The sequence below is a fragment of the Arthrobacter sp. NtRootA1 genome (assembly GCF_019976975.1).
Taxonomy (GTDB): domain Bacteria; phylum Actinomycetota; class Actinomycetes; order Actinomycetales; family Micrococcaceae; genus Arthrobacter; species Arthrobacter aromaticivorans.
The window spans coordinates 4,327,379-4,341,024 of the sequence record NZ_AP024630.1 but is presented as its reverse complement, the minus strand read 5'-3'; the positions used below and the strand labels follow the sequence as shown (position 1 = coordinate 4,341,024).

Here is a 13,646-nt window from a genome sequence, read left to right as displayed (position 1 = left end):
CGCGTTGATCTTTGGTCGGAGTCATGAGGGCAGAACGTGTCTATTGTCCCTGATGCGCGGCGGAAAGCTGTTCGATCATGGCCAGCCGGTCAGGTTTTCCGTTTGGCAGCATGAGCAAGTCTTTCTCGGCAACCACAGTCTTGGGGGCCAAAACCCCCAACGCTGCTTCGTGGCGGGCCGTGAATCCCTTCAGCTCTTCCGGCGAGGGATCAGTCATGGCCACGTACGCTGCCACGGCCTGGCCCCATTCACGCGACGGGACACCCGCGACGAAAGCCGCGGTGACGCCGTCGAGCTCTTCCAGTTTGCTTTGGATATATCCGGCGGAGGCCTTCAGGCCCCCGGTGATGATGACGTCGTCGGCCCGGCCCAGGACGGTGAGCTTGCCGTCGTCGGTAACTTCCCCGAGGTCGCCGGTGACGTACCAACGGACGCCGTCCTCCTCGAGGAACGCGGCATTTGTGGCCCGCGGGGCGTCAAGGTAGCCCCCCGCCACGGTGTCGCCGCCCAGCAGGATGCGGCCTTCCAGTTCGCCCTCACCGATGCGGACCTCGACGCCGTCCAGCGGCTCGCCGTCGTACACGCACCCGCCGCACGTCTCGGCTGAGCCGTAGGTGGTGACCACGTGCAGCCCTTCCGCCTGGGCGTTTGCCAGCAGCTCATCCGACGCCGGCGCGCCGCCCAGCAGGATCGTATTGAAGCGGCGCAACACGGCAAGGGTCTCCGGTGCGGGGGAGTCCAGGAGCCGCTGCAGCTGGGTGGGGACCAGCGACGTAAAGCGGATCTTGTCCGTCAGTTCCTCGGCCGCAGCTGTGAATGCCTCAGGCGTGAAGCCGTTTGACTGGTCCATCACCCAGGGCCGCGTCCCAGCGTAGAGGGAGCGAACCAGGACCTGGACACCGGCCACATACTGCAAGGGGAGCGCCAGCAACCATTGGCCTTCGCCGCGCAATGCCATTGCCGTCGCCACAGAGGACGCCGCCAAGGCATCCACAGTGAGGACAGTCGCTTTTGGCGTGCCGGTGGAGCCGGAGGTTCGGACCACCACTGCGGCTTCTTCCACGCCGGTCTCTACCGGGACTGCTTCCGGCTGGCCGTCCTGGTGAACCACAATTTCGACGGCGGGACCCTCGCCATGCAGGGCAGCGGCCAGGGCTTTGAGTACGGGATCGATGTCCACGGGGGAGTCCTAGAAGTAGTAGGGGAAGTTGGACCAGTCGGGGTCGCGTTTCTGGAGGAAGGCTTCCTTGCCCTCCACGGCCTCGTCCGTCATGTAGGCCAGCCGCGTGGCTTCACCGGCGAAGACCTGCTGCCCGGCAAGGCCGTCGTCGGCCAGGTTGAAGGCGAACTTCAGCATGCGGATGGCCTGGGGGGACTGGCGGGCGATATCAGCCGCGTACTCCAGCGCGACTTCCTCCAGCCGCGCGTGGTCCACGGCCTCGTTCACGGCTCCCATCTTCACCATGTCCTCCGCCGAGTATTCGCGGGCCAGGAAGAAGATCTCCCTCGCGGCTTTCTGCCCTATCTGGCGGGCCAGCAGCGCAGAGCCATATCCGGCGTCGAAACTTCCCACCGTGGCGTCAGTCTGCTTGAACTTGCCATGTTCGCGCGAGGCGATGGTGAGGTCGCTGACCACGTGGAGGGAATGTCCGCCGCCGGCCGCCCAACCATTGACGACGGCGATGACCACCTTGGGCATGGTCCGCATCAGGCGCTGGACTTCCAGGATGTGGAGGCGGCCTGCCCGGGCGGGATCGATGGTTTCCTGGGTGTCGCCTTCGGCGTAGCGGTAGCCGTCCCTGCCGCGGATCCGCTGGTCGCCGCCCGAGCAGAACGAGTGCCCGCCGTCCTTTTCCGACGGTCCGTTGCCGGTGAGCAGCACTGTGGCGACGTCCGGAGTCATGCGGGCGTGATCCATGGCCCGGTACAGCTCGTCCACAGTGCCCGGACGGAACGCATTGCGGACCTCGGGGCGGTTGAAGGCGATGCGGACAGTGGGGAGGTCCTTGACTGTGCCGTCTGCGGAACGCTCAACCTGCCGGTGGTACGTCATGTCCTTGAAGTCGTCGAAGCCGGAAACGGTACGCCAGCGCGAGGGGTCAAAGATGTCGGAAACCTTGGCAGGGAGTTGGTTGTTCACAGTCCGAGTCTAGTAATGGCCTTGGCTGATGCAGAACTCGTGGTCTTGGCGGCAGGTCCCGTCTTGCCTAGTGGGGGAGGAAGTCCGGCGGGATCGCATATATGAGAACCACGGCCAGGAGGTTCTTGGCCGCATGGACGAAGTAGGAGAACATCAGGTTCTTTCCCGTCCACACATAGACCGCCACCAGCACAAGGGCCATGCCGAGATACGGCGCAAGGGCGGACAACACCAACCCCTCCCTGCCCACAACATGGATCGACGCGAAAACTCCTACCGAAATGGCACAGCAGATCCAAATGTTCACGTACTGCGACAACTTGCCGATCAGTAGGTGCCGGAACAAGTACTCCTCCACGAATGGCCCCAGAACCACCAGCAGGGGCACCATGAGCCAAGCCGGCACACGCTGCAGGAGGCCTTGGATGCCCAACTGGTTTTCGGAAGTCTGCGCCGTACCGAGCGCCCCAACCAGGAGAGCCGTGATGATCAGCATGACCACCACCGCAAGGGGCACCATGCCAAGAGTGAACCAAGGGCGGGTACCCAGGATCTTGACGTCGCGGCCAACTATGCGCCAAGCGGACGCCAAGGCAAAGACCCCGACGGCGGCATAAAAGAGCGCATTAACGGCATATGAGGCGGTGGCAGGGTCAGAAAAAAGCTGGAGCATCATTCGCTCCACCGATTCGCCCGCAAACGTGAAGTAGACCGTGAAACCCACGTAGGCGGCCACGGCCACGGCGTCCAAGGCATTGAATCGGTAAAGCCTCGCCCGCGTCGAAATGGTGCCCATATGACCAGACTATCTTTGCTGGGTGGCCCCCGCTTCGCTACAATTTTCGGTATGCCTAACATTTCGTTTCGGTGCGCCAAAGTTGTCCGCCGATTCGCTGCCCTACTGACCGCATCCGCTCTGGTGCTCGGGGTCTCCGCTTGCGGAGGGAATTCCTCCGCCGGAGGTGATGACAAGCCCGTTGTCCTGACCACCTTTACCGTGTTGGCCGACGTCGCCAAAAACGTCGCCGGTGACAAGCTCCGGGTGGAATCCATCACCAAGGCCGGGGCCGAAATCCACGGCTACGAGCCCACTCCCGGAGACATTCGCAAGGCTGCCCAGGCCGACCTCATCCTGGATAACGGTCTGAACCTTGAAGCATGGTTCTCCCAATTCGTGGAGGGGCTCGATGTGCCCCACGCCGTGGTGAGCGACGGCGTGAAGGTCATGCCCATCGCAGAAGACTCCTACCAGGGCAAACCGAACCCGCACGCATGGATGTCCCCCAGCAACGTCCAGATCTACGCCAACAACATGGCCAAGGCTTTCGCCAAGCTGGACCCGGCCCACGCCAGCGAGTTTGAAGCCAATGCCAAGGCTTACAACGCCAAACTGCAGACCGTCCAGGATGAGATGGTCTCCAAGCTCTCCGTGCTGCCGGAAGCACACCGGGCGCTGGTGACCTGCGAGGGTGCATTCTCATACCTCGCCCGGGATGCCGGACTCAAAGAGGTCTACATCTGGGCCGTGAACGCGGAGCAGCAGGCCACGCCCCAGCAGATTGCGCGGGCCATCGAATTCGTCAAGGACAACCAGGTGCCTGCCGTGTTCTGCGAATCCACCGTCTCCGATGCCCCCATGCGCCAAGTCGTCGGTGCTACCGGGGCCGCATTCGGTGGCGTCCTCTACGTGGACTCGCTATCAGAAGCAGACGGTCCTGTTCCCACGTATTTGGACCTTATCCGCCACGATGCGAAAACCATCACCACAGCACTGGCAGGAGGAGCGTCATGACCAGTCCCGCGATCGTCGTTGAGAATGTCACTGTCCACTACGGCGAGGTGCTGGCGCTGGACTCCGCATCCCTCACCCTGGACCACTCCAGAATCTGCGGTTTGGTCGGCATGAACGGCTCGGGCAAATCCACCCTGTTCAAGACCATCATGGGTATGGTCAAGCCCGATTCAGGCAGGGTCCTCATCAACGGTCACCCGCCCATGAAGACCCGAAAAGAGGCCGGCATCGGCTACGTCCCGCAAAGCGAGGATGTGGACTGGGCCTTCCCCTTGTCCGTCCGGGACGTAGTGATGATGGGCCGTTATGGGCACCTCGGTTTCACCCGCCGTCCACGGAAGGCAGACAGGGACGCCGTCGAACAGGCCCTGGAACGGGTGGAGCTTGGCGAGTTTGCCGACCGCCAAATTGGCCAGCTGTCCGGCGGGCAGAAGAAGCGTGCCTTCGTAGCCCGCGGCATCGCCCAAGGGGCCACCATGATGCTCCTGGATGAACCCTTCGCCGGAGTGGACAAGCGGTCCGAAGCCACTATTACCAGGCTGTTGCGCGAACTTGCCGCTGACGGCGCCACCATCCTCATCTCCACCCACGACCTCCACGCGCTGCCGCAGCTCTGCGACGAAGCCGTGCTCCTGATGCGGAAGGTGCTGATGCATGGCAGCCCGGACGTGGTGCTGCAACCCGAAAATCTGGCCATGGCATTCGGCCTCGACGTCATGAACAGGGGCTAAGCCGTGGAATTCCTGCTTGAACCATTGAGCTACGACTTCATGGTGCGCGCGCTTGCCACCACGGCGATCGCCGCCGTCGTTTGCGCCGTCCTTAGCTGCTGGCTCGTTCTGATCGGCTGGTCCCTCATGGGCGACGCCGTATCGCACGCGGTGCTTCCCGGCGTCGTGCTCGCCTACATTGTGGGTGCGCCTTTCGCACTCGGTGCGTTGGTGTTCGCCCTGATCGCGGTGACGTTGATTGGGGTGGTGCGGAACACGAGCCGGGTCAAGGAAGATGCGGCCATCGGCATCGTGTTTACTTCGCTCTTTGCGCTGGGCCTGGTGCTGATCTCCGTAACGCCGAGCCAGACCGACCTGAACCACATCATCTTCGGCAACCTGCTGGGCGTCAGCGTCCCTGACCTCATCCAGGTTGTGGTCCTTGGCGTAGTGGCTTTCGCAATCCTGATCCTCAAGCGCCGGGACCTCACGCTCTACGCGTTCGATCCCACGCATGCCCACGCCATTGGCCTGTCGCCCCGGCGGCTTGGAGCCCTGCTGCTCGGCCTGCTGGCGCTGACATCCGTGGTGGCTTTGCAAACCGTGGGCGTGGTGCTGGTGGTGGCCATGCTGATCATTCCCGGCGCCACCGCGCACCTGCTGACGGACCGGTTCTCCCGGATGCTGCTGATCGCCCCTGTCATCTCGGTAGTGTGCTCCATGACCGGCATCTACCTCAGCTACTACCTGGACACGGCATCAGGTGCCATGGTGGTGGTCACCCAAGGCGCCGTGTTCGCCGTCGTCTATCTGTTCAGTCCCAGGCAAGGACTAATTGGTACGCGCCTGGCGAAGGCCCGGCGCAAGCGGGCGGTGGCCGCGGCCTGACACTTGACGGGCGCCTGTTCTTGACGTGCAAGCGTTCGCCGGGCAGTCTGGAGCGATGAAGTCTTGAGAGCAGCCCTTCCATCCGGCTGCATCCCCAGTACCCCACAACGGCAGTACCCCAAGCGGTTTCCTGCCATTCACTGCGGACTTTGCGAGGACACCTCTTGACTGACCACCTTCACCTTTCCGGCGTTTCCCATGGCTACGGGGACCGCGAACTTTTCCACGGCGCTGATCTCACCATCGATCACGGCGAGCACGTTGCCATTGTCGGAGAAAACGGGGCGGGCAAATCCACCCTTCTCCGCTTGCTGGCCGGCGTAGAAACGCCCGACGACGGCACGGCAGGTTTGGTGGGCAATGCCGGCTATCGCGTGGGTTATCTCGCCCAGACACACGGACTTCCGGCCTCGCTCACTGTGGGGGACGCCATTGACGCGTCGCTTACTGCGTTGCGGGCGCTCGAGGCCAGCATCACTGAACTGGAGCGGGACCTTGCGGATGCCGACTCCGAAACCTTGGAACGCTATGGAAGCCTGCAGACCCAGTACCAACTCCGTGAGGGGTATGCCGCCGAATCCCGGGTGGAAGCAGCGCTGGACCGGCTGGGGCTGGGAGGCTTGGACCGGCGTCGAACGCTTGGATCTTTGTCCGGCGGCGAGCAGGAGCGCGTGGCCCTTGCGTGCCTACTGGCCGATCCCGCCGAAGCCCTGCTCCTTGACGAGCCCACCAACCACCTGGACGCCAACGGCACGGCGTGGCTGGAGTCGAGGTTGGCTGCGCACCGAGGGACCGTTGTGGTGGTTTCGCACGACCGTGTCTTGCTGCGGAAGGTAGCCAGCACCGTCATCGAAGTCGACGCTGAACGCCGTTCGGTCAATCGGTACGGCAATGGTTACGAAGGTTACCTGCGCGAGAAAGCCGCCCAGCGAGCCCGTTGGGTGCAGCAATACGAGGAATGGCTCGACGCCATGGCCGCTGAGAGGTTCCAGGCCGCCACGGTTTCGGGCGGCATGGGCTATGGCAGAGTGCGCGACAACGACAAATTTGCCACCGGCTTCAAAAAGGGCACCTGGCAGCGCGCAGCCACCAGCAAAGTTCGCAACGCCCAGGAACGCCTGCGACGGCTCGAAGAGAACCCCATTGACCGGCCACCCGTGCCGCTGAAGCTAGCCGCGCAACTTGACGTTCAGCTGGAGGAAGCTGCTGGACCGGCCATCGAAGCACACGGCATTAGCGTGCCCGGGCGCCTCAAACCAACGGACTTCCGCGTCGAAACCGGGGAAAAGGTCCTCATCACCGGTCCCAACGGTGCAGGAAAATCAACGCTGGTTTCTGTGTTGGCCGGGACGCTGGAGCCAGCAGCCGGGACCGTGGCCGTTCAGGGCACGGTGGGGTACCTGCAACAGGAACTCGACGTACCGCCCCGTCCAGGCCTTCGGCTGCTTCCCGCTTTTGCCGCGGGACTGGGCGGAAACATCGACGAACACGCCGAGGCCCTGCTGCGCCTGGGCTTGTTTCGGCCTGCTGAATTTCATGTTCCTGTGGGCAGCCTCTCGGCCGGACAGCAACGCAGGCTCGCTTTGGCCAGACTGCTTCTGGGCAGTTACGACACCATGATCGTGGACGAACCCACCAACCACCTTGCGCCAGTGCTCGTGGAGCAGTTGGAAGCTGCGCTCGCAGGCTTCGCCGGGACGCTGGTCATCGTGAGCCACGACCGCGCACTGGGGGAGTGGTTCGATCGCTGTGCCGCGGCCGGCTCGGTGGGTAGCTGGGTCCGGTACGGAATGCAGGATGGCGAGTTGCTCTAACCCCCGCCGCCGCCCCTGCCGCCGGGGTGAGTTGTTCGCAAAGCGATCGTTACGCTGTGTCCTGCGAATGGAAACACGGCACCAAGCGTCCTGAAACATCGGCGGAGCACCATGGAGGGAAGCCGGCCGAAAGGATCTTTCCGTGATTTCCAAGAACCTCTTCCTCCAAGGCATTTTCCCGTTTGAGGGCATCGGTATGGAAAAGCCGGTTCCCCTTCATGGCGAGCTCGCGCACTTTGTCCCGGACGGCGTCGTGAACCAGACGCTCTACTTCCGCGGCGGTAATTCCAGCTCCGAACTCATCGCGGTTGTCCTCATGCGCGACGGCGTCCCGATGCGGTATTTCCCCATTGGGGCCAAAGGCGACGTGCACGTCCCGCTGCGGGTTGTGGAAGATATCGAGGGCGGCTCGATGATCGAGTTGTTCATCGCAGCGCCGGCCGGCGTCCGCGGTTCCGTGGTGGTGGACCTGGGCATGGTGGAGCACTGATGGCCAGGCGGCTGGTGGTCATCGGCAACGGCATGGCCGGTGCCCGCGCTGTGGAGGAGATCCTGGCCCGCAGTGGCGGAGACGCTTTCGACATCACCATGTTCGGCGATGAGCCGTACGGAAACTACAACCGCATCATGCTCAGCCACGTCCTGTCCGGCGAGGAAAGCGATGCGGACATCTTCCTCAACGCCCTGCCGTGGTACCGGGAAAACAACATCACCCTGCACGCCGGGGTCCGGGTGGAGCGCATAGATAAGTACAGCAAACACGTCTTCGCGGCAGATGGCAGGGTGGTTCCCTACGATGTCCTGGTCATCGCCACCGGAAGCCACTCATTCCTTCCGCCGATGGATGGCTTGTACACGCCCAGCGGGTCCGTGCGTCACGGGGTCTTCACGTTCCGGACCATGGATGACACCCGCAAGATGGTCCAGTTCGCCCAGCAGGAACATCACCGGCGGGCTCTGGTGATTGGCGGTGGACTGCTGGGGCTGGAAGCTGCCCGCGGCTTGCAGGCCTACGGACTTGACGTGGCGGTGGTCCACTCCGGCGGTCACCTCATGAATGCGCAATTAGGGCCCGACGGCGGCGCAATACTGCGGCGAAGCGTGGAGGCGCTGGGCATCGAGGTCCATACAGGAAGCCGGACCACCGCGGTGTTGGGCAAGGACCGGATCACCGGTGTGCGACTTCGCGATGACACAGAGCTGGGCTGCGACATGGTGGTTGTTACAGCCGGTATCCGGCCCAACGTGGATGTGGCGGTGGTGAGTGGACTGGCGGTTGAACGGGCCATCGTGGTGGATGACCACCTGCGCGTCATGGACGAAGAGGACATTTATGCCGTGGGGGAATGCGTTCAACACCGGGGCGAGGTTTATGGGCTCGTTGCTCCTTTGTGGGAGCAGGCCGCTGTTCTGGCAGACCAGATCACCGGCGTGGATCGTTCATCGGTTTACCTTGGATCCCGGACCGCCACCAAACTGAAGGTGGCCGGCGTCGACGTCGCTTCCATGGGCCTGCCGGGCCCGGAACTCGACACGGATGAGCATATTGTTTTCTCGGAACCGAGCCGGGGCGTGTTCAAGTCGATCGTGATCCGGGACAACAAGATGGTGGGCGCTACCCTGCTTGGTGACAGCCGCAAGGTTGCCTACTTGACGCAGGCCTTTGACCAGGGATTGCCGCTGCCGGAGGAGCGGCTCTCGCTGATGTTCGATCTCGGTTCGCCTGCAGAGGAGGAGGGCGTGGCAGAACTGGCTGACTCGGCGCAGGTCTGCAACTGCAACGGAGTCTCCAAAGGGGCACTTGTCTCGGCCGTGCAGGGTGGGTGCCGTTCGGTACCGGCCGCCATGGATGCCACCCGTGCAGGCAAGGGGTGTGGTGCATGCAAATTGCTGGTCACGCAGGTGGTGGAGTGGGCCGCCGATGGTGCCGTGGAAGATGACCCCGCAGCCAGCTACTACGTCCCAGGAATCCCGTTGGACAAGCCCGCGTTGATGTCCCGGATCCGGGAGCTTGGGCTGCGCTCGGTTTCGCAGGTCTTCGCGGCCCTGGCGCCGGACAGCGTGGAGGACGCCAAATCCAAGATGGGCCTGGCCTCGCTCATGAAGATGATGCTGGCGGAGAAGTACATTGACGAGCGCGACGCCCGCTTCATCAATGACCGCGTCCATGCGAACATCCAGCGCGATGGCACGTTCTCCGTGGTACCCCAGATGAAGGGTGGGGTGACCTCCGTGCAGCAGCTCCGGAGGATCGCCGACGTCGCGGAGAAGCACAAAATTCCCATGATCAAGCTGACCGGTGGTCAACGCATTGACCTCCTGGGCGTTGCCAAGGAAGACCTCCCCACAGTCTGGGCTGACCTGGACATGCCGTCCGGCTATGCCTATGGCAAGAGCTTCCGCACGGTAAAGACCTGTGTGGGGAAGGATTACTGCCGTTTTGGGACGGGTGATTCCACTGGTTTGGGCATTTCGCTTGAGTCCCGCTTCCAAGGAATTGAGTCGCCGGCAAAACTGAAGCTCGCAGTTTCCGGGTGTCCGCGGAACTGTGCGGAGTCTTTGGTCAAGGACGTTGGCGTGGTGGCCGTGGAGGGTGGCCGCTGGGAAATCTACATCGGGGGAGCTGCCGGCGCCCACATCCGGAAGGGGGACTTGCTGGTCGCAGTGGATACGCCTGAGGAAGTCACACTGCTGGCGGGCCGTTTCATGCAGTACTACCGGGAAAACGCGAACTGGCTGGAACGGACATACGCGTTTGTTCCCCGGGTAGGGATTGAACGTATTCGCAGCGTCATCCTGGATGACTCCGAGGGCATCGCTGCCCGCTTGGATGCGGCGATGCAGGAGTCCGTGGACAACTACGTTGATCCGTGGAGTGAGCGCGATGATCCACCCACCCCTGGCCAATTCCGGACCTCGCTGCCCTTGACGGTGCTCCCGCAGGTGCCGGTCCGATGAAGATTCCACACGTCGTAGGTCCGGTGGACCAAATTCCGTTCGGCGAAGGCAGGGCGTTCGGGATCGACGGCGAGCAGGTCGCGGTCTTCCGGCTTCGGGATGGAACCTTGCGGGCTGTGTCGGCAGTGTGCCCCCACAAAGGAGGACCCATCGCGGACGGAACCATCGATCAGCGCGTGGTGATGTGCCCGCTCCACCAGCACTCGTTTGAGCTGGAAACCGGGTGTTCCACCACAGGCGCCAAGCCCCTGCGGACGTACGAAGTCTTCGCAGATGAGGGGCAAAACATCGTCGTCATTCCCTGAAGCAACCCGGGGTCACTTACGGCCCATCTGAGCGGCCAACATGGGCCGTAAGTGACCCCGCGTTGCTGTATTCAGGAAGGGTGCTGTTGCCTGCGTCACGGGCATTCCCGTTAATCCCGTAAGATAGACGGGTTGCGCGAACCTTCGGCGTTCTGCGTTCTTTGTCACACTTCGGGGTCCTCAAGCGAGGAAAGCTCGAATTTTGTGTGGCAAAGGTGCCCATGTTCCGGCATGGGCGTAAACACCTACAGCAATACCCCAACCCACAAGGAACAGCTGTGCCGCAAAGTACCCCCACAGATCTCCAGAACCCCACGGCCACACCCACCGCCGTCGGTTCCACCCTCAGCGCTGAGGGTTACCAGAAGACCCTGAGCCGGCGCCACGTCACCATGATCGCCATGGGTGGCGCAATCGGCGTCGGCCTGTTCATGGGCGCCGGCGGCCGCTTGGCCTCCACCGGTCCGGCCCTGATCTTCTCCTACGCAATCGCCGGCGTCATCGCTTACCTGCTGATGCGCGCGCTCGGTGAACTCATCATGTACCGCCAGACCTCGGGCTCGTTCGTGAGCTACGCCGGTGAGATGTTCGGCAAAAAGGGCGCCTTCCTTTCCGGTTGGATGTACTTCATCAACTGGGCCATGACAGGCATTGCCGAGCTCATCGCGATCGGCCTGTACTTCCAGTTCTTCTTCCCCAACGTTCCGGTTGAACTCTCCGCGATTGCAGCGCTGGTGCTGCTCGTGGCCGTGAATCTGTTCAGCGTCAAGGCGTTCGGCGAGTTCGAATTCTGGGCCTCCTGCCTCAAGGTCGCAGCCATCCTGATCTTCCTTGCAGTTGGCACCTTCATGGTTGTCACCAACGCGCAGGTAGGCACCGGCCACGCCTCGGTGGGCAACCTGTTCCACGAAGACGGCGGCATGTTCCCCAAGGGCGGCCTGGTCATGATCCTGGTCCTCAACGCCGTGATCTTCGCCTACAACGCAATCGAACTCGTTGGTATTACCGCTGGTGAGATGGAGAACCCGGAACGCGAAGTTCCCAAGGCGATCCGCGCCGTCGTGATCCGAATTATTGTCTTCTATGTCGGTTCCGTGATGCTGCTTGCGATGTTGCTGCCGTCGGACCAGTACAAGGCGGGCACCTCGCCGTTCGTAACCGTGTTTGGCCAGATGGGCCTCGGTTGGATGGGCGACGTCATGAACATGATCGTCATCACCGCCGCACTGTCCTCGTGCAACTCGGGCCTGTACTCGATCGGCCGCATCTTCCGGACCATGGCCAACAACGGACACGCCCCGCAGTGGCTCACCAAAATGTCCTCCCGCCACGTGCCGTACGCGGCCATCCTGGCGATCGGCGGTGTGTACCTGGCGGGTATCCTGCTCAACATCTGGCTGGGTGGCTCCCACGCGTTCGACCTCGCGCTGAACACGGCCTCCATCGGTGTGATCTTCACCTGGGGTTCCATCTTCGCGAGCCAGATTGCCCTGCGGAAGAAGCGCGGCAACGTCTCCAGCCTGCCGATGCCCGGTTCGCCGTGGACCAGCTGGCTTGGCCTCGTTGCCTTGCTGGCCATCACCGTACTGATCGGCTTCGACACCATGACCGATAAGGCAACCGGCGAGGTCTTCCTGCTGGGTCTCTGGACCCTGGCGACCATCCCGTTCTTCGCCCTGGTCCTGTGGCTTGGCTGGCAGAAGGTCAAGAACAACGAGCCCAAGAGCGAGCTGTTCAGCTAAGGCTCTCTTACCAACGCTCGACGGCGGGTGCCTCCTTTCCGGGGGCACCCGTCGTTCGCGTGTCCCCGACCAACCGCCGGCTGAGAACAACCACTAATGCCAGTCAGTTGGGAGTGTCAGTGCCCCGGTCTAGGCTCGATGTATGGATCACACCACCACCCTGACGCAGCACATCAACGCCAGCCCGGAGAAAGTTTGGGCGGTCCTCTCGGACATTCCGGGCTCGGCCGGCACCCTTTCGGGCATCAACGCAATCCAGATGCTCAGTGAGGGTCCCTATGGGGAAGGCACCCGCTGGAAGGAAACCCGCACCATGATGGGCCGGCAAGAAACCGTGGAGATGTGGGTGTCAGAGACCGACCCGCCCCGCAGCACCACGGTTAAAGCACTTCAGGGCGGCGCCGACTACACCACCCGCTTCAGCCTGAACGAGCGCGACGGCGGCACTGACCTCACGCTGACATTCGGCGCCGAGGTCCTTAAACCCACGCTCGTGAGCAAGGTCGCCATGGCCTTGTTCGGGAAGATAGGCATGAGTATTACCCGAAAGGCCCTCAGCAAGGACCTCGCCGAGATCGCTGCAAAGGCGGAATCCCTCTGATGGCGGCTGCAAAGGTGGCGGCCCCCAAGATCTCGCCGGTGCGGTTGGAAGAACTGCGCGACGACGACGCCCCGGACTTCCAGCGTGGCGAAAGGTATGACGGCATCAGGTTTACCCGCGTGTCCGCCGATGGGGAGGAACTGAGCGGTGCTGACTTCATTGAGTGTGAGTTCACGGGAGTCTCGTTCAATGAGGCCCAGTTGCGTGGTGCCACGTTCCGGGAGTGCATCCTTGCGGAGCCGTATGCGCCAGTCTTCACTGCGGCACGGACTTCGTGGCAGGACGTGGAGATCAGCAATCCGAGGTGGGGGTCAGCCGAGCTGTACGAGGGCACGTGGCGTTCGGTGCGGATCGAGGGCGGCAAGCTGGACTACGTGAACTTGCGCGGTTCCAAGTTGATGGATGTCCAGATTTCCGACTGCATCATCAACGAGCTCGATCTGGGCGGCTGCACCGGTACCCGGGTGTCGTTGAAGAACTGCACCATCGGCACCCTGGACGTCACAGGTGCCAAGCTCAAGGACGTGGACCTGCGGAGCTCGGAATTCCGGGGGATCAACGGTTTGGCCGGGCTTGCCGGAGTTGTTATTGACGAATACCAGTTGAGTCTGATGGCCCCGTTGCTGGCTGGTCATTTGGGCATCCGGGTGGTCTGAGGCCCTGGCTGGGCTGCGGGGGAGATGACTTCATCTGTTG

13 protein-coding genes are annotated in these 13,646 nt (G+C 62.7%); 10 read left to right on the top strand and 3 right to left on the bottom strand.

The features are described from left to right. Positions 1-40: 40 nt before the first annotated feature. The 3 genes from LDN90_RS19715 to LDN90_RS19705 all read right to left on the bottom strand — a co-directional run bounded on the left by LDN90_RS19715 (position 41) and on the right by LDN90_RS19705 (position 2,936). Positions 41-1,180, bottom strand: a complete 1,140-nt coding sequence (locus LDN90_RS19715) for an AMP-binding protein (RefSeq protein ID WP_223946803.1) — start codon at positions 1,178-1,180, stop codon at positions 41-43. A 9-nt stretch (positions 1,181-1,189) separates the two neighbouring features. After that, positions 1,190-2,140 carry a 1,4-dihydroxy-2-naphthoyl-CoA synthase gene (locus LDN90_RS19710; RefSeq protein ID WP_223946802.1) on the bottom strand — a complete coding sequence of 317 codons (951 nt, stop codon included), beginning with the start codon at positions 2,138-2,140 and terminating at the stop codon, positions 1,190-1,192. Between the two features lie 67 nt (positions 2,141-2,207). After that, on the bottom strand, positions 2,208-2,936 hold the full coding sequence (locus LDN90_RS19705; RefSeq protein ID WP_223946801.1) for a CPBP family intramembrane glutamic endopeptidase: 729 nt from the start codon (positions 2,934-2,936) through the stop codon (positions 2,208-2,210). Positions 2,937-2,987: 51 nt separating this feature from the next. On the opposite strand from LDN90_RS19705, the gene LDN90_RS19700 reads away from it, so the two are divergent. The 10 genes from LDN90_RS19700 to LDN90_RS19655 all read left to right on the top strand — a co-directional run bounded on the left by LDN90_RS19700 (position 2,988) and on the right by LDN90_RS19655 (position 13,606). Then, positions 2,988-3,932 (top strand): metal ABC transporter substrate-binding protein, encoded by a 945-nt coding sequence (locus tag LDN90_RS19700; RefSeq protein ID WP_223946800.1) that lies wholly within the window; start codon positions 2,988-2,990, stop codon positions 3,930-3,932. Continuing rightward, positions 3,929-4,663: a metal ABC transporter ATP-binding protein gene (locus tag LDN90_RS19695; RefSeq protein ID WP_223946799.1), complete on the top strand. Its 735-nt coding sequence runs from the start codon at positions 3,929-3,931 to the stop codon at positions 4,661-4,663. The genes LDN90_RS19700 and LDN90_RS19695 overlap by 4 nt, the downstream gene beginning before the upstream one ends. Positions 4,664-4,666: 3 nt before the next feature. After that, positions 4,667-5,530, top strand: a complete 864-nt coding sequence (locus tag LDN90_RS19690; protein ID WP_223946798.1) for a metal ABC transporter permease — start codon at positions 4,667-4,669, stop codon at positions 5,528-5,530. A 164-nt stretch (positions 5,531-5,694) separates the two neighbouring features. Then, positions 5,695-7,344 carry an ABC-F family ATP-binding cassette domain-containing protein gene (locus tag LDN90_RS19685; RefSeq protein ID WP_223946797.1) on the top strand — a complete coding sequence of 550 codons (1,650 nt, stop codon included), beginning with the start codon at positions 5,695-5,697 and terminating at the stop codon, positions 7,342-7,344. Positions 7,345-7,486: 142 nt separating this feature from the next. Next, positions 7,487-7,834: a molybdopterin oxidoreductase gene (locus tag LDN90_RS19680; protein WP_216926857.1), complete on the top strand. Its 348-nt coding sequence runs from the start codon at positions 7,487-7,489 to the stop codon at positions 7,832-7,834. Beyond that, on the top strand, positions 7,834-10,302 hold the full coding sequence (nirB, locus tag LDN90_RS19675) for a nitrite reductase large subunit NirB (RefSeq protein WP_223946796.1): 2,469 nt from the start codon (positions 7,834-7,836) through the stop codon (positions 10,300-10,302). The genes LDN90_RS19680 and nirB overlap by 1 nt, the downstream gene beginning before the upstream one ends. Then, on the top strand, positions 10,299-10,607 hold the full coding sequence (locus tag LDN90_RS19670) for a Rieske 2Fe-2S domain-containing protein (RefSeq protein ID WP_216926859.1): 309 nt from the start codon (positions 10,299-10,301) through the stop codon (positions 10,605-10,607). Before nirB ends, LDN90_RS19670 begins: the two co-directional genes overlap by 4 nt. A 278-nt stretch (positions 10,608-10,885) precedes the next feature. Then, a complete protein-coding gene (locus tag LDN90_RS19665; protein ID WP_216926860.1) occupies positions 10,886-12,349 on the top strand; it encodes an amino acid permease in 1,464 nt (487 codons plus the stop codon). 142 nt (positions 12,350-12,491) lie between these two features. Further along, the gene (locus LDN90_RS19660; protein WP_223946795.1) at positions 12,492-12,950 is read left to right on the top strand and encodes an SRPBCC family protein; all 459 of its coding nucleotides are present in this window, start codon (positions 12,492-12,494) and stop codon (positions 12,948-12,950) included. Further along, positions 12,950-13,606 (top strand): pentapeptide repeat-containing protein, encoded by a 657-nt coding sequence (locus LDN90_RS19655; RefSeq protein WP_223946794.1) that lies wholly within the window; start codon positions 12,950-12,952, stop codon positions 13,604-13,606. Before LDN90_RS19660 ends, LDN90_RS19655 begins: the two co-directional genes overlap by 1 nt. Positions 13,607-13,646: the final 40 nt, after the last annotated feature.

Coding starts and splice junctions, on each gene's coding strand:
- LDN90_RS19660 (WP_223946795.1), top strand. CDS start 12,492: ATGGATCACACCACCACCCTGACGCAGCACATCAACGCCAGCCCGGAG.
- LDN90_RS19655 (WP_223946794.1), top strand. CDS start 12,950: ATGGCGGCTGCAAAGGTGGCGGCCCCCAAGATCTCGCCGGTGCGGTTG.
- LDN90_RS19695 (WP_223946799.1), top strand. CDS start 3,929: ATGACCAGTCCCGCGATCGTCGTTGAGAATGTCACTGTCCACTACGGC.
- LDN90_RS19705 (WP_223946801.1), bottom strand. CDS start 2,936: ATGGGCACCATTTCGACGCGGGCGAGGCTTTACCGATTCAATGCCTTG.
- LDN90_RS19670 (WP_216926859.1), top strand. CDS start 10,299: ATGAAGATTCCACACGTCGTAGGTCCGGTGGACCAAATTCCGTTCGGC.
- LDN90_RS19700 (WP_223946800.1), top strand. CDS start 2,988: ATGCCTAACATTTCGTTTCGGTGCGCCAAAGTTGTCCGCCGATTCGCT.
- nirB (WP_223946796.1), top strand. CDS start 7,834: ATGGCCAGGCGGCTGGTGGTCATCGGCAACGGCATGGCCGGTGCCCGC.